Raw genomic sequence first — 19,707 nt, 5'->3', positions numbered from 1 at the left:
TCGTGACTCACGAGTACTCGAGGTGGAAGCGGTGCGACAGCCGCTGCTTGAAGTCCTTGACGATATGCAGCGCCTCACGCAACAGGTCCCGCTCCAGCGACGAGAGCTCCTGAACCACTACTCTGTCGGCCTCTTCCCGGTCCTCCGGGTCGTCGAGGCGTTCGAGCTGCTGTCGCAGTCGCAACTCGGTGAACAGCGAGAGCGCTTCCCCCAGGTCCTCGGCGAAACGTTCTTCAAGACGACCATCGGTCACCAGAGCCTCGAGTCGCTCCAGTGTGGAGGTCGCGGTGATACGACGCTCCAGTGCCAGGGTGCGCACCCCATGGACGATGGGGAAGATGCCCCCCTTCTTGATGTCGACACCGTGCTGCGGCTTCTTCAACGACCCGAAGAGCGTCAGCGGGGTGGAGAAGCGCAGCGCCGTGCGCGCGAAATAGGAGAGCAGGATCTCGTCGCGGCTGCAGCGCTCGAAGAGTTCCTCGCGCAGCCGCTCGAGCAGGGCCGGATTGCCGGCCACGGCGTGCGAATCGAGCATGATGGCCAGCCGCATCAGGCTCTCGCCGTCACGGCTCTCCGCCCATTGCGCGATGCGTCCGCGCCATTGTGTCTCGGTGCCGACCCACTCAGGGTTGGAAACCATGATATTGCCCGGGCAAGGCGGATAGCCCAGCTCGATCAGCGTTTCGGTGAGACGCTGCATCTGTTCGTGGCAGTCGGGCCATTCCACATCGTCGGCGAGGATCAGGCCATTGTCCTGGTCGGTCTTGAGGATCTGCTCGCCACGCCCTTCGCTGCCCATCACGATCAGGCAGCTATCGGAATGGTGGCGCTCATCGATCAGAAAGCCCCAGGCCTTGTTCATGATGCGCCCATTGAGGGCCGCCAGCAGTCCCATCGCGAAGCGCAGCTTGACACCCTGGGCCATCAGCGCCCGCACCAGCTCCGGCGTGCGGCGGCTGGCGGCGGCCAGGGCGGCCAGGCTGTTGGCCTGCTCCACCTGAAGGCTGACCACATAGCTACGGCTGGAGAAGTAGCTGAGTACGTCGGTCAACTCCACCACCCCTACCGGGGTGCCATCATCCATCACCACCACGCGCTCGACCTTGAAACGGGTCATCTGGACCAGCACCTCGAACAGATACTGGCCTGGCGTCGCCGTGATCAGCTCGAAGTGGGCAATCGCCTGAACCAGGCTATCCTGCGCCTGCCCCTCGAGTACCAAGGCATTGAGCAGGTCGGTCTTGGTGACCATGCCGGGTCCATCCTCACCCTGCACCAGCAGACTGTCGGCATGGCTGTCGTTCAAGGTGTGGACTGCCTCGGCAATGCTGGTCGAATCCTCGACGAGCAGCGGGTCGCGCATGCAGTCACTGACCCGGGCGAGCATGAAGCCGGCCATGGTCACGCCGCCCTCCGCGCGGCCTTCGGTGAGCAGCCGTGTCTTCTGTGCCAGGCGCTGGCGGAAGAATTCGGAGAAGGCCGGATAGGCCTCACAGAGCTGCTTGAACAGCCCCTTGGGCAGCAGGTAGCAGAGGCTCTCCTGCTCGGCCCGGAATCGATAGCGGCTCTTGCCGTTGAGGATGCTGATGGCGCCGAACAGGTCACCGGCGGTGTAGTGGCCAATGCGTGACTGGGCGCCCGGCAGGGTCGGATCGAGCTCGGCAACCTCGCCCTTGTGGATCAGGAATACATACTCACCGGGCTGGCCGGCATCGAGAATGATCTCGTCACGGTCGAAATAGGCAAGGTCGATGCCGCTGCGAACGCGCTCCCGGCCTTCCTCGTCGAGAAAGGTAAAAGGCGGCTGTGAGAGTTCTACATCGACCATGGGGTTGTCCTCGTCTCGCGGCGGTCATCACCCCGCTGGCTAGGTTGTGCTTCGCCTTCAGCGAGAATTCAAGATAGCAAAGTAGGGTTTCAGTAAATAACCTAGACAATCGTCCTATCCAGCCGGCCTTAGACCATCGTCAAAGACCAACATGGAGCGAGGCTTAACCACTGTGGATTTCGGGGCTATACCATCGTCCTATGCATGCTTCTTGAACGCCGGAACCTTGACTGCAATATCAACCTAACTAGCTGATAAACAATACTTTATAGAAAGAACCTTCCATCGGTATCTTTTCATGATACGAAAGTCTGGGATTTATTTTAGGCGTTTGCTGCCCACTATTGGCCGCGAGCCATGCAGGACAATCCCGCGTCGACAATGCACCTCGACAAGGAGCGGGCAACCTGATGACAGGCTGACTCAGCCTGCACAGGCTAAGGCTGGCTCCGCCGACACGACTGTCCTGATGAGTAACCTAAACGCTCTGGGCAACTTCCCAACCTGAACAACACGTGGAGAGCAACACTATGGCAGACGACAAAGCCAATGCCGCTGCTTACTGGAAGGCGAACGTACGCCTGATCACGGGGTGCCTGATTGTCTGGGCCCTGGTGTCCTACGGCTTCGCCATCCTACTTCGCCCGCTGCTGGCCGGCATTCCCGTTGGCGGAACGGACCTGGGCTTCTGGTTCGCCCAGCAGGGTTCGATCCTCACCTTCATCGGCATCATCTTCTTCTACGCATGGAAGATGAACCGGCTCGATCAACAGTTCGGACTCGGGGAGTAAGCCAGCATGAGTCAGTTTGCAATCAACCTGCTGTTTGTAGGGGCCTCCTTCGCCCTCTACATCGGCATCGCGATCTGGGCCCGCGCGGGCTCGACCAAGGACTTCTACGTCGCCGGCGGCGGCGTGCATCCGATCACCAACGGCATGGCCACCGCCGCCGACTGGATGTCCGCCGCCTCCTTCATCTCCATGGCCGGCCTGCTTGCCTCAGGGGGCTACGCCAACTCCACCTTCCTAATGGGATGGACGGGTGGCTACGTCATCCTGGCCATGCTGCTGGCGCCCTACCTGCGCAAGTTCGGCAAGTTCACGGTGCCCGACTTCATCGGTGACCGCTTCTACAGCAACACCGCCCGCCTGGTCGCCGTGATCTGCCTGGTGGTCGCCTCGATCACCTACGTCATCGGCCAGATGACAGGTGCCGGCGTGGCCTTCTCGCGCTTCCTGGAAGTCTCCAACACCTGGGGCATCTGGATCGCGGCCTTCATCGTCTTCCTCTATGCGGTCTTCGGCGGCATGAAGGGCATCACCTACACCCAGGTAGCCCAGTACATCGTGCTGATCATCGCCTACACCATTCCGGCCGTGTTCATCGCGATACAGCTGACCGGCAATCCCATCCCCGGGCTGGGCATGTTCAGCACCCACACCGAGTCCGGTGTACCGCTGCTGGTCAAGCTCAATGAGGTACTGAACGAGCTGGGCTTCCGGGACTACACCGCCGACGTCAGCAACAAGCTCAACATGGTGCTGTTCACCCTGTCGCTGATGGTCGGTACCGCCGGCCTGCCCCACGTCATCATCCGCTTCTTCACCGTGCCGAAGGTGGCTGATGCACGCTGGTCGGCAGGTTGGGCGCTGGTGTTCATCGCCCTGCTCTACCTGACAGCTCCCGCGGTGGCCTCCATGGCGCGCCTGAACCTGATGACCACGGTCTATCCGCAAGCGGCAGGACAGGTGGAGAATTATGAAGATGCCATGACCAACCCCCTTGCCTACGAGGAGCGGCCAGACTGGATCAGGACCTGGGAGGAGACCGGCCTGATCACCTACACCGACAAGAACGACGACGGCCGCATCCAGCTCTACAACGACGGCAACGAGGACTTCGCCGAGACCGCTGAAGCGCGTGGCTGGGAAGGCAGCGAACTGGAGGTCAACAACGACATCCTGGTGCTCGCCAACCCGGAGATCGCCAACCTGCCGGGCTGGGTCATCGGCCTGATTGCCGCCGGCGGTATCGCGGCCGCCCTGTCCACCGCAGCCGGCCTGCTACTGGCCATCTCCTCGGCCATCAGCCATGACTTGATCAAGACCATGATCAACCCGAAGATCACCGAGAAGGGCGAGATGCTGGCGGCGCGCATCTCCATGGCGGGCGCCATCCTGTTGGCAACCTACCTGGGCCTGAATCCTCCGGGCTTCGCGGCGCAGACGGTGGCCCTCGCCTTCGGTATCGCCGGTGCCTCGTTGTTCCCGGCGCTGATGATGGGCATCTTCTCCAAGCGGGTGAACAACAAGGGCGCCGTCGCCGGCATGCTGACCGGCCTGCTGCTGACCCTGCTCTACATCTTCACCTACCTGGGCTGGTTCTTCATTCCGGGAACCGAAATGCTGGCCAACACGCCGGACAACTGGATCCTGGGCATCTCACCGCTGTCCTTCGGTGCGGTTGGCGCGATCTTCAACTTCGTGGTCGCCTTCGTGGTATCCAATGCCACCGAAGAGCCCCCGCAGGAGATCCAGGACCTGGTGGAAAGCGTCCGCTATCCCAAGGGTGCTGGTATCGCAACCGGGCACTGAGCCATAATGGCCACCTGGCCCGGCTAGCCGGGCCAGTCAAACCACTACCGATCGGGCTTCCTCAGGGAAGCCCGATCGCTTTCTTTAAGGACGCATGAATCATGATATGGCACCTGATAGCAGCGGTCTTCGCCGGCCTCGGTGCCGCAGGGGTCGGTCTGATCCTGTGGCTGGCAAGCGGCAAGCAACTGCCGCGCTGGATCATCCCGGCCTGCGGTGGCCTGGGAATGCTCGGCTACCAGATCTACAACGAATACACCTGGCTCGAGAACAAGCAGCAGCAACTGCCCGAATCGGCCGAGATCGTCTCAGTGGAAAAGGGCCAGATGTTCTTTCGTCCCTGGACCTTCGCCTTCCCCATGACCACCGCCTTCACTATCGTGGATCTCGACAACCTGTCGGTCAGCCAGGGAGATGACGGTCGCCTGGTCGAATTCATGCTCTATCGCTTCGAGAAGGAGTATGTCGACCAGGTGAGCCATCAGGCCTACCTGGTGAACTGCGCGACCCGTGAAATGCTGCCCCTGGAAGGTGAATCGCGGACTCCCCGCACCGAACAGATGCGCCTCGTCGAGGTCACCAGCCCGCTCTACCAGGCTATCTGCACAGAGACCTGACCCCGCGCCCCTCCACTGCTCTGCCCAGAGGGGCGGGCTTGCCCTAGAATGGGCGAATCCGGAAGGGGGAAGAGTGCATGTTCGCTGGCTGGCTGCTGATCGCCGTTTCACTGCTGTACATCAGCGTGCTGTTCGCCATCGCCTGGCGGGGCGATCGCCATGCTCGGGAGCATGGGGCAAGCCAGCGCCGTCCGGTGATCTACAGCCTGGCCCTGGCCATCTACTGCACCTCTTGGACCTTCCATGGCGCCGTCGGCCAGGCGGCCACAGCGGGCTGGTCCTTCGCCAGCATCTTCGTCGGGCCGATCCTCACCCTGCTGCTGTTCTGGCCGGTGCTGGCCAAGATGATCCGCGTCGCCAAGCACCAGAACGTCACCTCCATTGCTGACTTCATCGCCTCGCGCTACGGCAAGACCCAGTCGCTGGCTGCCTTTGCCAGCCTGGTGGCGCTGATCGGCACCTTGCCCTACATCGCCCTGCAGCTGAAGGCGGTCTCCACCTCCTTCAGCGTGATTACCGATGCCGGCGATATCACCCAGGCGCCACTATTCGGCGACACGGCGTTCTATGTGGCCGTGGTGATGGCGGCCTTCGCTATCCTCTTCGGCACCCGGCACACCGATGCCACCGAGCACCACGAGGGTCTCATCCACGCCGTGGCCTTCGAGTCACTGGTCAAGCTTATCGCCTTCCTGGCCCTCGGGGCCTACGTCACCTGGGGCATGTTCGACGGCCTCGGCGACCTGCTGGGCCGCGCCGAGACCCAACTCGAGCTGCAGCGTCAACTGGCCGATCAGGACTTCGGCCAGAGCTTCTGGGCCCAGACCCTGCTGGCCATGCTGGCCATTCTCTGCCTGCCCCGCCAGTTCCATGTGGCGGTGGTGGAGAACATCCACCGTGATGATGCCACCAAGGCCCGCTGGCTCTTCCCGATCTACTTGCTGGCCTTCGCCTTCTTCGTGATCCCCATCGCGGCGGCCGGCCTGACCGTCTTCGCTGACAGCGGCATCGAGCCGGACACCTACGTGCTGGCCCTGCCCATGGCCGCAGGCAACGAATGGCTGACGCTGCTAACCTTCATCGGCGGCTTCTCGGCGGCCACCGGCATGGTCATCGTTGCTGCTGTGGCGGTGTCGATCATGATCTCCAACGAGATCGTCATCCCCGCCCTGTTCCGCTTACGCTGGTTCGATACCAAGCCGCGCGACTATGGCCGACTGGTGCTGCGGGCGCGGCGCGTCACGATTGCCGTTATCCTGGCCATGGCCTACGGCTTCTACCAACTGATCGGCGAGTTCAGCTCCCTGGCTAATACCGGCATGCTCTCCTTCGCCGCGGCGGCCCAGTTCGCCCCGGCACTGATCGGCGGCCTCTACTGGAAGCGTGGCAACCGCCTCGGCGTGATCGTCGGCATGAATGCCGGCTTTGCCATCTGGGCCTACAGCCTGCTGATGCCCACCCTGATCGGTGCCGGCGTGCTGCCGGGGAACTGGCTCGATGGTGGCCCGCTGGGCGTTGCCTGGCTGACCCCTACCTCGCTGTTCGGTCTCAACGTCGGTGACAGCTTCACCCACGGCGTGATGCTCTCCCTGGGCGTGAACCTCTTCTGCTACATCTTCGTCTCCCAGGTCACCGCTCAGCGGGTCGTCGAGCGCATCCAGGCCTCGCTGTTCGTCGACAGCGTCGAGACTCGCCAGACCTCGGTGAACCGCCCCTGGACCGGTGCCACCACCGTGGGGGACCTCAAGGTGCTCTGCGAGCGCTTCCTGGGCGCCGGTCAGGTGAACCGCGCCTTCGAGGATTATTCCCGACGCACCGGCAAGCCCCTGGAAAACAATACGCGGGCCTCCATCGACGTCATCCAGTTCACCGAACGCTTCCTGGCCTCGGTGCTCGGCGCCTCCTCGGCCCGGATCGTGGTCAACTCGGCCCTTCAGGGGCGCGGCATCGGCATCTCGGACGTGATTTCCATCGTCGACGAGGCCTCCCAGGTGCTGGAGTTCAACCGCGCCCTGCTGCAGGCCACCATCGAGAACATCAACCAGGGCATCAGCGTAGTCGACCAGAACCTGCGCCTGGTGGTATGGAACCAGCGCTACCTGGAGCTGTTCCGCTTCCCCGACCACCTGATCCGCGTCGGCGCCCCGATGGACAAGATCTTCCGCTACAACGCCCACAACGGCGAATACGGCCCCGGCGATCCCGAGGAGCATGTGCGACTGCTGATCGACAACATCCGCGAGGGCCACCCCCATCGCTACGTGCGCTATCGCCAGGATGGCAGCGTGCTGGAGGTGCAGGGCAACCCCATGCCGGGGGGCGGCTTCGTCTACACCTATCAGGACATCACCCAACAGAAGCGCATCGAGGAAGCGCTGATCCGCTCCGAGAACAACATACGCATCTATACCGACAATGTGCCGGCGCTGATCGCCTACTTCGACAAGGAGTGTCGTTACCTCTTCACCAACCGCGCCTACGAGCAGGCCTTCGGCATCGATCGCAACGCGGTGATCGGCAAACGTGTCGAAGAGGTGATGGACCCCCGCATGGCGCGCGAACGGGCGCCATGGATCGAACGCGCCCTGGCCGGCGAGCGGGTCAGTTTCGAGGTCTCGCTGCCCATCGGCGACGACCGGCGCTACATGCTGGTCACCTACACGCCCCATTTCGGTGACAGCGGCGCCATACTGGGCTTCTTCGCCCTCTACCAGGACATCACCGAGCGCCGCTTGGCCGAGATCGCCCTCAAGGAGACCAACGAGACGCTGGAAGAGCGGGTGCGCGAGCGTACCCAGGCGCTCTCCGAGGCCAACGCCGCCCTGCGCCAGGAAAACCGGGTACGCGCCGAGGCCGAGCTCGCCCTGCGCCAGGCCAAGCAGCTGGCCGAGGATGCCAATGCCTCCAAGACGCGCTTCCTGGCCGCCGCCAGCCACGACCTGCTGCAACCGCTCAATGCCGCGCGGCTGTTCACCTCGGCCCTCGCCCAGGAGATGGAAGCCGACGACATGAAGCGCACCATCGGCCATATCGACAACTCGCTGCAGGCCGCCGAAGAGCTGCTGGGCACGCTGCTCGACATCTCCAAGCTGGATGCCGGTGCCCTTACCCCGCGCCGCAGCCACTTCGCCCTGGCCGACATCATCCAGCCGTTGCGCGCCGAGTTCGAGGTAATGGCCGAGGAACGCGGCCTGGATCTCGTCGTGGTGCCGACCCGCCAGTGGGTCGACAGTGATCCACAGATGCTGCGCCGGATCATCCAGAACTTCCTCTCCAATGCCATCCGCTACACTCAGGCAGGCCGGGTGTTACTGGGCTGCCGCCGCCATGGCAAGCGCATCACCATAGAGGTATGGGATAGCGGCCCGGGGATACCCGAGGCCAAGCAGCTCGAGATCTTCCAGGAGTTCCGGCGCCTCGACCAGGCCACGCGACACAAGGAAAGCGAGAAGGGCCTGGGTCTTGGGCTGTCCATCGCCGACCGCATGGCCAGGGTGCTCGATCACCCCATCCGCGTGCGTTCGAAGGAAGGCTTCGGCACCATGTTCTCGGTCAGCGTGCCGGTGGTCGCGCCCCGCACTGCGACACAGCAGGCCGAGGACGCCACCCCGAAACGCGCCGGCAACAAGCTCGCCGGCACCCGGATCCTCTGCATCGACAACGAATCGCTGATCCTCGAAGGCATGAAGGCAATGCTATCGGGCTGGGGCTGCGAGGTATTCACGGCCACCACCATCGGCGGTGCCAAGTCGGTAATGCGTCACCTGGACGGCGACCCGGACGCGATACTGGCGGACTACCATCTGGACAACGAGGTCACCGGGCTGATGGCCCTGGAGGCGCTCGGCGAACGACTGGAGGGCGCGGTGCCCGGCATCGTGATCACCGCCGACCGGACCGAAGAGGTAGCCGAGGAGATCAGGCGCGCCGGCTACCAGCTGCTGCTCAAGCCGGTACGCCCTGCTGCCCTGCGCGCTCTGCTCACCCGCACCCTGCAGGCCAGCCGAGCAGCGCAGTAGCAGCGGCCGAGCCAGAAAAGCCTATACCTGTGACGCAGAAAACCCACCGGGCGGTGGGTTTTCTGCGTTTCCTTGGTGCTTGGGGCTCGGCGCTACGAAACCACCTTCGGCGGCTCGACCTCGAGCTTCTGGGCGGCGATTACTGCCTGGGTGCGGGAGTGTACGCCGAGCTTGCGAAGGATGGCGGTGACGTGGGCCTTGATGGTGGCCTCGGAGACGCTCAGCTCATAGGCGATCTGCTTGTTGAGCAGCCCCTCGGTGAGCATGTTGAGTACCCGGAACTGCTGAGGCGTCAACGAGGCGATCGCCTCGGCAAACTTGGTCTCCTCCTCATTGGACTCACCCAGGGCCTCGGCCATCTCGGCCGGCAGCCAGACCTCGCCATCTAGGATCTCGCCCACCGCCTCGGCGATCAGCGCCAGTGACGAGGACTTGGGAATGAATCCCGAGGCCCCGTAGTCGATGGCGCGGCGCACCACATGGACCTCGTCACTACCGGAGACCACCGCCACCGGAATGTCGGGTGTCTGGCCACGCAACTGGATAAGGCCAGAGAAGCCGTGGGCGCCCGGCATGTGAAGGTCCAGCAGAATCAGGTCGGCATCGGGATGACGGGTGACCACCTCGGTGGTGGCCTCCATGGTATCGGATTCGACGATCTCGGCCTGTGGTGCCAACTGGCGCAGGGCCTGAGTCAAGGCCGCGCGGAACAGCGGATGGTCATCGGCAACGATGAATTTCTGGGCAAAGGCCATGGATCTTCCTCCGGTTCCTCGAGCAGCTGACCGACGGCCGCCACGCTGGGCTCTACATGTATTAAGTGCATGTTACCCCATGGCCACGGCGATTCCCAAGGGCTCTCGGACATGGTCGACACTGTACCGGCCACCCATGAAAAAGCCGGCCCCGAGGGGCCGGCTTGACGTGCCATTAGGCGACAGGCAATCACTGCATGCCCCAGGGTGGGCAGTGCCCTCAGCGGTTGACGCGATGCTCGATCAGCTCGTCGACCACCGACGGATCCGCCAGGGTACTGGTATCGCCCAGACCATCGACCTCGTTTGCGGCGATCTTGCGCAGGATGCGACGCATGATCTTGCCCGAGCGGGTCTTGGGCAGGCCCGGCGCCCACTGGATGACGTCAGGAGAGGCGATCGGGCCGATATCCTTGCGCACCCACTTGGTGAGCTCCTTCTTGAGCTCATCGCTCTCCTCGAAGCCATCGGCCAGGGTCACATAGATATAGATGCCCTGCCCCTTGATGTCGTGGGGGAAGCCGACCACCGCCGCCTCGGCTACGGCTTCGTGGGCCACCAGAGAGGATTCGATCTCGGCGGTACCCATGCGGTGACCTGAGACGTTGAGCACGTCGTCGACGCGGCCGGTGATCCAGTAATAGCCATCCTCGTCGCGACGGCAGCCGTCACCGGTGAAATACACACCCTTGTAAGCGGAGAAGTAGGTCTGCACGAAGCGATCATGATCACCCCAGATCGAACGTGCCTGGCCCGGCCAGGAGTCCAGAATCACCAGGTTACCCTCGGCGGCACCCTTGAGCTCGTTGCCCTCGTTGTCGACCAGCGCGGGCATCACGCCGAAGAACGGCAGGGTAGCAGAGCCCGGCTTGAGATCGATCGCGCCGGGCAGCGGCGCGATCATGATGCCGCCGGTCTCCGTCTGCCACCAGGTATCGACGATGGGGCACTTCCCATTGCCGATCACTCGATGGAACCACTCCCAGGCCTCGGGATTGATGGGTTCGCCCACCGAACCGAGCAGTCGCAGGCTGTCACGCTTGCTGGAATCCATGACGTCGTCGCCATGGGCCATCAAGGCCCGGACCGCGGTGGGGGCAGTGTAGAGGATGCTGACGTTGTGCTTGTCGACGATCTCGCCCATGCGGCCATGGGTCGGGTAGCTGGGCACGCCCTCGAACATCAGGGTGGTGCCGCCATTGGCCAGCGGGCCATAGACGATGTAGCTGTGACCGGTGACCCAGCCCACATCGGCGGTGCACCAGTAGACCTCGCCATCCTGATAGTCGAAGACATACTGGTGAGTCATGGCGGCATGCAGCAGATAGCCCCCCGTGGTGTGCTTCAGCCCCTTGGGCGCCCCGGTGGAGCCGGAGGTGTAGAGGATGAACAGCGGGTCCTCGGCCCCCATCTCCTCGGCCGGGCAGTCGGTGGGCTGCTTAGAGACGACATCGTCATACCAGACGTCGAGCCCCTCCTTCCAGTCGACCTCACCACCGGTGCGCTTGACCACCAACACCTTCTCGCAGACCTCGGTACCGTCGCGGGTAAGGGCAGCATCGACGTTGTCCTTGAGCGGCACACGCTTGCCACCGCGCACGGACTCGTCGGCGGTGATGATCAGTTTGGACTTGGCCCCGATCACTCGCTGGGCCACGGCGTCCGGGGAGAAGCCGCCGAATACCACCGAGTGCACGGCACCGATGCGCGCGCAGGCCAGCATCGCCATGGCGGCCTCGGGAATCATCGGCATGTAGAGCGTGACCACATCACCTTTTCTGACACCCAGTTCCTTGAGGCCATTGGCCAGTTGGCATGTCTTCTCGTAGAGCTCGCGGTAGGTGAGCGTCTTGTCATCCTTGGGGTCGTCGCCCTCCCAGATGATCGCCGGCTGGTCGCCGCGGGTCTCGAGATGACGATCGAGGCAGTTGACACTGGCGTTGAGAGTGCCGTCCTCGAACCAGCGGATATCCACGTTGTTCGAATCGAAGGAGGTGTGCTTGATCTTGGTCGGCGCCTTGGTCCAGTCGAGGCGCTTGGCCTGCTCAGACCAGAACCCCTTGGGGTCATCGACCGACTGCTGGTACATGGCCTCGTAGGTAGCCTTGTCGGCATGGGCCTTGGCGGCAAACTCTTCGCTTACGGGATGGACTTTCTGGTGTTCGGTCATGGATATGCCTCTGTCCAGGGGGTGGAGACCCTCCAGGTGGATGTTGCCGGCCGCATTGCGATTGGACCAGCCGGCCCCATAAAAGCTGCTAACAGCATATACGCCAGGACGCGGCCTTCCCTTTAGACATTGGTAGCAAGATTTTTCCTATGGATCACAATGACTTACGAGACAATCAGGAAGCGGAACGACCGAGATAGACCAAGGTCTGAGCGCAGTGTCGGCACCGGTATCCCCGTCCCCGGCGCGCCAGGGCATGCCGCCGGGCGGAAAAGCCATGTTCGCGACAATTGCAGCGGTAGCGGTAAGGCGCCGGACTCGCACGGTCGGTATCGAAGCGGTGGGTGGTCCGGGGTTCCACACCGAAGAGGCGACGCATCACGGTCTGCCACTCGCGGCCGTGAGGCCGCGCCCGATGACCGTCCTCCAGGTGATGCACCAGCCAGTGGGCCATCTCGTGGGGCACCACCTCGACCAGGAAGGCGAGGCGATTCTCCTCCAGCAGCACCGGATTGAAACGCAGCCCGCCGCGTCCGAAGTGCGCCTGACCGGCACACTTGCCCTGCAGGTCCAGCCATACCGCCGGGCGCGGCAACCCGGGGTGCAGCTCGCGACACAGCCCATAAGACGCCTCGACCCGCTCGAGGAGGGTACGGTGGAGGGCGACTCGGTCGAGGGCGTCGAGTCGGGAGGGGTCGGGGGCGGGAAGCGCGGGTATCGTCATGGGATGATAGAATGGCGTCTTCGTGTCGAGGCGTAAAGCCTCCCCTCATGCCCACGTTTTCCCTGCGAGAGCCGCCATGTCCGATGCCGAAGCGCCCCTCCCCCAGCCGCTGCTTGAGGACGAGGAGCTCGATCTGCTCGACGACTTTTTCGACTCTGACCGGGTGGATGCCGACGCCCTGGACGTCATCGGCGCCCACGGCTTTCTGGTAGCCCTGGCCGTGGCCCCAAGTGACATCCCCCCGGCGGCCTGGGTTGCCGAACTCTTCCATGGTGAGCCGGCCTTCACGGACGACGCCGAGCGCGAGGCGATCCTGGGGCTTCTCGAGCGCCTCCGGCGCAACGCCATCGAGGTACTGGAGGCGGGCGGCCTCCCCGAGTTGCCCTTCGAGCTCGAGTTGGGTGACAACGCCCCTGAGGAGACACCAATCGGCGACTGGTGCGCCGGCTTCATGGAGGGAGTCTTCCTCGACGAAGCCGCCTGGTTCAGCGATGACGAGGAGGCTGCCGCTACCCTGCTGTTGCCCTTCATGCTGCTTTCCGGACTGTTCGATGACGAACCCGACATGGCGGAGCTGGCCGACGATACGACACGCCTCGAAGATCTCGTCACCCAACTGCCGGAGCTGGTGCTGGACCTCTATCTGCACTATCGCGTTCCCCCGGAAACGCCCAAGCCCAAGCCACGCCGCAAGCAGCCCGCCGGGCGCAGCAAGGGCCGGCGGTAAGCGGCCAAGCGGCCAAGCGGCCAAGCGGCCAAGCGGCCAAGCGGCCAAGCGGCCAAGCGGCCAAGCGGCCAAGCGGCCAAGCGGCCAAGCGGCCAAGCGGCCAAGCGGCCAAGCGGCCAAGCGGCCAGTCAGTGTGTGATGCTCACGAGCAAAAGCATATCCGAGGCAATGGTCTCGGGGTTTTCTTGTAGCTCGGCGCTCGGCGCTAGCGTAGCCGCGTCAGCATCCCGTCCAAGGTCCCGTAGAGCCACTCGCGCAAGCGCTGCAGACGTGGCCGCCGCGACCAGGCCTCCAGCTCGACTTCCTGGCTCGAGGCAAAATTGCGCTCGAACAGCCCGGCAACCTCGGTAGCGAAGCGGCGGTCATCCACCTCTTGATTGGCCTCCAGGTTCCACTGCAGGCTCCAGTGGTCGAAGTTGCATGAACCGAGGCTGACCCAGTCATCGACCAACGAAAACTTGGCATGGATGAAGGTGGGCTGGAATTCGAAAATGCGCACGCCTGCCCGCAGCAGACGGCCATAGAAGCGCTGGCCGGCATAGCGCACGCCGGGATGGTCGTGGAGCTCGCCCGGCAGCAGCAGGCGCACGTCAACACCGCGCCGGGCCGCCCGAGCCAGGCGCCTGCGCAAAGTGAAGGTGGGCACGAAGTAGGGCGTACAGAGCCACAGCCGCCGCGACGCCGTCGAAACCCGATGATGCAGCGAGTGGCGGATCGCCTGGTAACGGTAACCCTGCCCCCAGACCACGCGGCCACGCATGCCGTGATAGCCCTCACGGTGCCGTGTCGCGAGTTCGAGCCCCCGCACCAGCGAAGCCCTGCCCGGCCCGCGACTCAGGGGAGAGTCCCAGAGCCGGCTGAACAGCCGTACCCAGTCCGCTACCACGGGCCCCTCGATGCGCATCGCCACCTCGTACCAGGCATCCAGGAACTCGTCCACGGCGCCGAATCCCCCGGTGAAGGCCTCGGCACCGTCGACCACCACCAGCTTGCGGTGGTCCCGGGTCAGGTTACGCACAAGCGACTGCACGCCCAGCGGATTGAAGAAGCGTAGCGCCACTCCCCCATCCTCGAGACGCTGGCAGTCGGCACTGGCCAGCCCCATGGCCCCGTAACCGTCGAGCAGCAACAACACCGACACGCCACGTTCGGCAGCGCGTACCAGTGTCTCGATCAGCGCGGTGGCCAGCCGGCCCGACTCCATCAGGTAGAGCTCGATCAACACGGAATGGCGTGCCTGGTCGACCGCCTTGAACATCGTGGGCAGGAAGAGGGCTGCCTCGGGAAGCAGTTCGAAGTGATTGGCGTCTCGCCACATGCCGTGCATGGCATTGTCCCTGTCACATACCGTTACAGCATTGACGCATGTTTGCCGGCCCAGGAAAAGCCCGGCCCCCTGACCGTCGGCAGTCGGGCCGCTATACTGACGTCTCACAACCGGCAAAGGCGACAGGATGGGCCGTGCACACATGCTGGCCGGCGCGCTGCGCGCGCCGCTCAAGCGACTGATGGCCCGCTGGGCCCAGATCCGACTGATCGAGCCCGACCCTGATGCGCTCCCCCTCGAGCCAACGCTCCCGACTCTCTATGTGCTGCCACATCCCGCGCTCTCCGACACCCTGCTGCTGGAATCGCTGACGCGAACTCATGGGCTGCCGACGGCCGGCGGCCAGCTGACCATCGGCGCTATCTCCCTGCCCGCCAGCCTGCCGTTGCCCGCCCGAAGCCGCCGACTGTGGCGCGGCAGACAGCACCCGGAAGCTCCCTTCCTGTCGTTGATCGAGCAGTGCCGCCGGGATCCGGCCCATGACGTCCAACTGGTGCCGGTGAGCATCTTCTGGGGGCGTGCCCCGGGCAAACGCTTCGGTTTCTGGCAACTGCTTGCCGCGGACAGCTGGCAGCTCACGGGGCGGCTTCGCCGTCTTCTGTCGGTCGTGATCAACGGCAAGGACGTGGAGGTCCATCTCGGTACCCCGCTCAGGCTCAGTGACCTCTTGGACGAGCGTGAGGCCAGTCTCACCGACCGCAAGATCGCCAGGCTGCTGCGGGTGCACTTTCGCCGCCTGCGCACCCGGGTACTGGGGCCGGATCTTTCCCATAGGCGAACCCTGATCGAGGGAGTCGCGGCGAGCCCGGAGGTGCGCCGCGTCATTCGCGAGGTGGCGGCCGCGGAGCAGCGCTCGGCGGCACGCCTCGAGAGTCGGGCCCGCCGCTATGGCCGTGAGATTGCCTCGAACATGACCTACCCGGTCCTGCGCTTCATGGCCGGTCTGCTGCGGCGTCTCTGGAACCACCTCTACGACGGCGTGGCCGTGCATGGCATGGAGCGGGTCAAGGCCATCGCCGGCGACCACACCCTGGTCTACGTTCCCTGCCATCGCAGCCACATCGACTATCTGCTGCTCTCCTACGTGCTCTATCGCGACGGCCTGATGCCCCCGCACATCGCCGCCGGACGAAACCTCGACATGCCGCTGATCGGCCCGCTGCTGCGTCGCGGAGGGGCTTTCTTCATGCGCCGCAGCTTCCGCGACGACCGCCTCTATGCCACGGTGTTCAACGAGTACCTGCACCGTCTTATCTCCCGCGGCCACCCGCTGGAGTACTTCATCGAGGGGGGACGTTCGCGCAGCGGCCGCATGCTACCTGCCCGGCCGGGCATGCTCTCGATGACCCTGCGCTCCTACCTGCGCAGCGCAAATGGCGGTGGCCAACCCCTGGTGTTCGTCCCTGTCTACATCGGCTACGAGCGCATCCTCGAGAGTGGCAGCTACCAGCGTGAGCTGCATGGCGGCAGGAAGCGCAAGGAGAGCCAGTGGGGACTGCTGCGGGTGCTCGGCCAGTTGCGCCGGCCCTTCGGTCAGGTAACCGTGAACATCGGCGAGCCGCTGTCACTGCGAACCTTCCTCGACGGGGAAGTACCCGGCTGGCAACGACAACTCGATGACCCGCGCCCGGCCTGGCTCACCCGGGTCGTGCCCCGCCTGGGCGAGACGCTCTCGCGGCGCATCAATGCGGCCGCCGCTCTCAACCCGGTCAACCTGGTGGCCTTGGTCCTGCTGGCGACCCCGCATCATGCCATCGAGGCCAGCCTGCTCAAGCGCCAGCTCGCGTTGCTGGTGACCCTGCAGAAACGCTTCCCGGGCGGCCGCCATGCCAGCCTTCCAGACGGCACGCCCGACGTCTGGCTCGAGCGAGTACTCAGCCTGGGAATGGTCCAACGCCGACCTCACTCACTGGGCGACATCATCGTCGCCGACGACCGCCAGGCCGGCCTGCTGGGCTGGTACCGCAACAACGTGCTGCACCTCTTCGCACTCGCCGGGCTCACCGCCTTCGCCTTCCGCCATCAGGCATTCCATGACCTGGATGGCCTGGAAACCCTGCTCTCCCCTGGCTGGCCGATCCTCACCCGGGAACTGATGATCTCGCCGCCGGCCTCACTGGGAGAGGACCTGGCCATCATGCTCGACGCCCTGGTCGAGGCGGAGCTTCTGGAACCTGACGGAGAGGGCTGGCGACGGCCCCGGGAATCGCTGGAAGCGGGGGAGCAGCTGCGCATGCTCGGAGGCCTGATGCAGCCGTCCCTGGAGCGCGGCTACCTGCTGCTGTCGGTGCTGTTGAGCGAGCCCGCCGGACACTTCACCGCCGACGAGTTGACTGAACGAAGCCGCGAGTTCGCCGAGCGGCTGGCACTGCTCTCGGGGCTGGACGCCCCGGAATTCTTCGATACCCGGCTGTTTTCCGGACTAGTGGAGAGCCTGGAGGTGCAGGGGTGGGTACGCACCGATGACGGTCGACTGATGTTCGACGACCGCCTGCGTGAGGCAGCCCAGCGGAGTCGGGCGCTGTTCGATCCGGCACTGCGCCATCGGCTGCAGCTGGTCAGTCGCCCGGACGAGGGCTGAGGTCAGACATCCAGGCGGCGGTGGACGTAGAGGTCATAGCGGCTGGTCCTGTCCTCGATGACGTGGCGAGGTGGCGGTCCCTCAATGGGCGGGGCCTTGCGAGGCCGCTTGACCACTACCCGATGGGAAGCCACGTCCAGTGCCGCCTCTAGCAGCCGTGGGGCATCCGGGTCTTCCCCGGCCAGGGTGCGAAAGAGCCGCATCTCCTTCTTGACCAGCGCAGACTTGTCACGGTGAGGGAACATGGGGTCTAGGTGGACCACCTGGGGCGCCACCGCCCGGCTCGCCACCAGCGCCTCCAGCCCATGGGTCGCATCGCCGTGGACGAGTGCCATGCGGGCGGCAATGTCGCGGATCTCCGGGTCGAGCCTCGCCCGCGCCAGGCCATCCTCCAGTAGCGCGAAGATCGACGCGACCCGCTCGACCATCAGTACCTCGGCTCCCAGGCTCGCCAGCACGAAGGCGTCGCGCCCGAGCCCCGCCGTGGCATCCACCACCGAGGGGCTAATGCCCTTGGCCAGGCCGCAGGCACGGGCGACCAGCTGGCCACGGCCGCCGCCGAAGCGACGCCGATGGGCGGCCCGCCCGGCGACGAAATCCACCGCCAGTGGATGGCCATAGCGCTTCGGATCGCCGGCCAGCACCAGACGGTCGTCGTGGCGGACCAGCAGCAGCTCGGCCTCGCCCTCCCTGGCCCGGGGCAGGCCGAGGCGCGCCGCCAGAGCCGGGTCCTGCACCCCCACCGGCATGGCAGGGCTCATCGACTCTTCTGCCAAGCGACCCGGTCGCGCAGGTAGACCGGCTGGGCAAGATGGGCGGGCTGGCCTCCTCCGGCCTCCCACTCATCCATGGCCAGCAGGGCCATATCGGCAGCATCGGCCTCGGGCTCGGTCAAGCAGAGCCCCATGCCGGCCTGCACCTCGGTGGGCATCTGGTGCGACAGGGTCCAGCCGGAGCCGATGCCGACCCAGTCGTGGTCGTCTTGGCCGGCGGGCAGGCGCAGCCGCGCCGGTGACATCACCGCTTCCTCGGTCAGCGCTATGGGCGTGCCATCACGGCACTGCCAGGCCGCCACGTAGATCTCGCCCATGCGGGCATCCAGGGCAGTGATCAACCAGCGGTAGTGGTAGCGGCGATGGGCACCCAACGCCAGCGCCTCGAGGGTCGAGACGCCGACCAGCGGCCGGTCGAGGCCGAAAGCGAGCCCCTGGGCGACTCCGGCGGCGATGCGCAGGCCGGTGAAGGAGCCCGGCCCTCGGCCATAGGCTACGGCATCAAGGGCCGAAGCCGACAGACCGGCCTCGCCGAGCACTTCATCAACCATCGGCAGTAGCCGCTGCGTGTGCTCCCGCGGGGTCAGCGCGAAGCGTGAGATCAGTTCGTCATCGAGGCCCTCTCGGCGGTGCAGCAGGGCGGCGGAACAGGCACTCGAGGAGGCATCCAGGGCCAGCAGGATCGGCATGGGCAAGCGGTCACGGCGAGAAATGTGGGGGCATTATACGTGCGCCACCGCCAACGACGAAGGCCCGCGCATGGCGGGCCTTCGGCAAGGGGTAAAGCGATGGAGCTCAGCCCTCCAGCGCCTCTTTCACCTGGGCAGTAATGTCGTCGATGCTGCCCACACCTTCGACGCGATGGTATTCCGGGGCCGCTTCGGGATCCTCCTTGGCCCACTGCCGGTAGTAGTCGACCAACGGCGCGGTCTGCTCGTGGTAGACCGCCAGGCGATTGCGTACGGTAGACTCACGGTCGTCGTCGCGCTGGATCAGCGCCTCGCCGGTGACGTCGTCCTTGCCCTCTTCCTTCGGCGGCTGGTACTCGAGGTGATAGACCCGACCGGATCCCGGGTGTACACGTCGACCGGCCAGGCGCTTGACGATCTCCTCGTCGTCCACGGCGATCTCCAGCACATGGTCGATCTTTACCTCGGCATCCTTCATGGCCTGAGCCTGGGGGATGGTGCGGGGAAATCCGTCGAACAGGAAGCCATTGGCGCAGTCGGGCTGGCTGATGCGCTCCTTGACCAGAGCAATGATGATATCGTCGGACACCAGGCCGCCGCTGTTCATGATCTCCTTGGCCTTGAGCCCCAACTCGCTGCCCTCTTTGACCGCGGCGCGCAACATGTCGCCGGTAGAGATCTGCGGGATATCGTACCGCTCGCAGATAAACTGGGCCTGGGTGCCCTTGCCGGCACCGGGGGCGCCCAACAGGATCAAACGCATCTGACTGCTCCTTGAGGTGTGACGTTCATGACGAAGAAAGGGACGAACCGAACGATAACCGTGCCGTCAGATCCAGACAAGCGACGGGGGCATCAACACGCCCCCAGAACCGGAAAAAGCTACCGCATATCAACCTACTG

The 19,707-nt window shown here is 64.7% G+C and carries 14 protein-coding genes; 6 read left to right on the top strand and 8 right to left on the bottom strand.

Annotation, left to right across the window (positions count from 1 at the left end; all coding sequences use genetic code 11):
* Window positions 1-7: 7 nt before the first annotated feature.
* Window positions 8-1,828, bottom strand: coding sequence for a putative nucleotidyltransferase substrate binding domain-containing protein (locus BMY30_RS07450; protein ID WP_089712146.1), 1,821 nt, complete (start codon window positions 1,826-1,828; stop codon window positions 8-10).
* 530 nt (window positions 1,829-2,358) lie between these two features.
* Here BMY30_RS07450 and BMY30_RS07445 point away from each other — a divergent pair.
* From BMY30_RS07445 to BMY30_RS07430, 4 genes are all read left to right on the top strand, one after another.
* Window positions 2,359-2,619 (top strand): DUF4212 domain-containing protein, encoded by a 261-nt coding sequence (locus BMY30_RS07445; RefSeq protein ID WP_089712144.1) that lies wholly within the window; start codon window positions 2,359-2,361, stop codon window positions 2,617-2,619.
* Between the two features lie 6 nt (window positions 2,620-2,625).
* Complete coding sequence (locus tag BMY30_RS07440; RefSeq protein ID WP_089712142.1) at window positions 2,626-4,422, top strand: sodium:solute symporter family protein; 1,797 nt, start codon at window positions 2,626-2,628, stop codon at window positions 4,420-4,422.
* Window positions 4,423-4,523: 101 nt separating this feature from the next.
* The gene (locus tag BMY30_RS07435) at window positions 4,524-5,039 is read left to right on the top strand and encodes a hypothetical protein (protein WP_089712140.1); all 516 of its coding nucleotides are present in this window, start codon (window positions 4,524-4,526) and stop codon (window positions 5,037-5,039) included.
* Window positions 5,040-5,116: 77 nt separating this feature from the next.
* Complete coding sequence (locus BMY30_RS07430; RefSeq protein ID WP_089712138.1) at window positions 5,117-9,058, top strand: hybrid sensor histidine kinase/response regulator; 3,942 nt, start codon at window positions 5,117-5,119, stop codon at window positions 9,056-9,058.
* Between the two features lie 92 nt (window positions 9,059-9,150).
* On the opposite strand, the gene BMY30_RS07425 is transcribed toward BMY30_RS07430, so the two are convergent.
* The 3 genes from BMY30_RS07425 to BMY30_RS07415 all read right to left on the bottom strand — a co-directional run bounded on the left by BMY30_RS07425 (window position 9,151) and on the right by BMY30_RS07415 (window position 12,707).
* Entirely contained in the window at window positions 9,151-9,813 is a 663-nt protein-coding gene (locus BMY30_RS07425; RefSeq protein ID WP_089712136.1) for a LuxR C-terminal-related transcriptional regulator, read from the bottom strand.
* Between the two features lie 220 nt (window positions 9,814-10,033).
* Window positions 10,034-11,983 carry an acetate--CoA ligase gene (acs, locus tag BMY30_RS07420; protein WP_089712133.1) on the bottom strand — a complete coding sequence of 650 codons (1,950 nt, stop codon included), beginning with the start codon at window positions 11,981-11,983 and terminating at the stop codon, window positions 10,034-10,036.
* Window positions 11,984-12,158: 175 nt separating this feature from the next.
* Window positions 12,159-12,707, bottom strand: coding sequence for a SprT family zinc-dependent metalloprotease (locus tag BMY30_RS07415; RefSeq protein WP_089712131.1), 549 nt, complete (start codon window positions 12,705-12,707; stop codon window positions 12,159-12,161).
* Window positions 12,708-12,783: 76 nt separating this feature from the next.
* Here BMY30_RS07415 and BMY30_RS07410 point away from each other — a divergent pair, with 76 nt between their 5' ends.
* The gene (locus tag BMY30_RS07410; RefSeq protein WP_089712129.1) at window positions 12,784-13,434 is read left to right on the top strand and encodes a YecA/YgfB family protein; all 651 of its coding nucleotides are present in this window, start codon (window positions 12,784-12,786) and stop codon (window positions 13,432-13,434) included.
* A 205-nt stretch (window positions 13,435-13,639) separates the two neighbouring features.
* Here the strand turns inward: BMY30_RS07410 and BMY30_RS07400 are convergent, their stop codons facing one another.
* Window positions 13,640-14,761, bottom strand: a complete 1,122-nt coding sequence (locus BMY30_RS07400; protein WP_089712127.1) for a phospholipase D-like domain-containing protein — start codon at window positions 14,759-14,761, stop codon at window positions 13,640-13,642.
* A gap of 127 nt (window positions 14,762-14,888) precedes the next feature.
* Here BMY30_RS07400 and plsB point away from each other — a divergent pair, with 127 nt between their 5' ends.
* Window positions 14,889-17,342 (top strand): glycerol-3-phosphate 1-O-acyltransferase PlsB, encoded by a 2,454-nt coding sequence (gene plsB, locus BMY30_RS07395; RefSeq protein WP_244516149.1) that lies wholly within the window; start codon window positions 14,889-14,891, stop codon window positions 17,340-17,342.
* A 2-nt stretch (window positions 17,343-17,344) separates the two neighbouring features.
* Here the strand turns inward: plsB and BMY30_RS07390 are convergent, their stop codons facing one another.
* From BMY30_RS07390 to adk, 3 genes are all read right to left on the bottom strand, one after another.
* Window positions 17,345-18,103 (bottom strand): class I SAM-dependent methyltransferase, encoded by a 759-nt coding sequence (locus BMY30_RS07390; RefSeq protein WP_089712125.1) that lies wholly within the window; start codon window positions 18,101-18,103, stop codon window positions 17,345-17,347.
* The gene (gene tsaB, locus BMY30_RS07385; protein ID WP_089712122.1) at window positions 18,100-18,804 is read right to left on the bottom strand and encodes a tRNA (adenosine(37)-N6)-threonylcarbamoyltransferase complex dimerization subunit type 1 TsaB; all 705 of its coding nucleotides are present in this window, start codon (window positions 18,802-18,804) and stop codon (window positions 18,100-18,102) included. The genes BMY30_RS07390 and tsaB overlap by 4 nt, the downstream gene beginning before the upstream one ends.
* A 106-nt stretch (window positions 18,805-18,910) precedes the next feature.
* Window positions 18,911-19,567 carry an adenylate kinase gene (adk, locus tag BMY30_RS07380; protein WP_089712120.1) on the bottom strand — a complete coding sequence of 219 codons (657 nt, stop codon included), beginning with the start codon at window positions 19,565-19,567 and terminating at the stop codon, window positions 18,911-18,913.
* Window positions 19,568-19,707 lie beyond the last annotated feature (140 nt).

It is taken from the genome of Halomonas daqiaonensis (assembly GCF_900109725.1).
Classification (GTDB): domain Bacteria; phylum Pseudomonadota; class Gammaproteobacteria; order Pseudomonadales; family Halomonadaceae; genus Halomonas; species Halomonas daqiaonensis.
The sequence above is the reverse complement of the archived record's forward strand: the minus strand, read 5'-3'. Positions and strand labels throughout refer to the sequence as shown.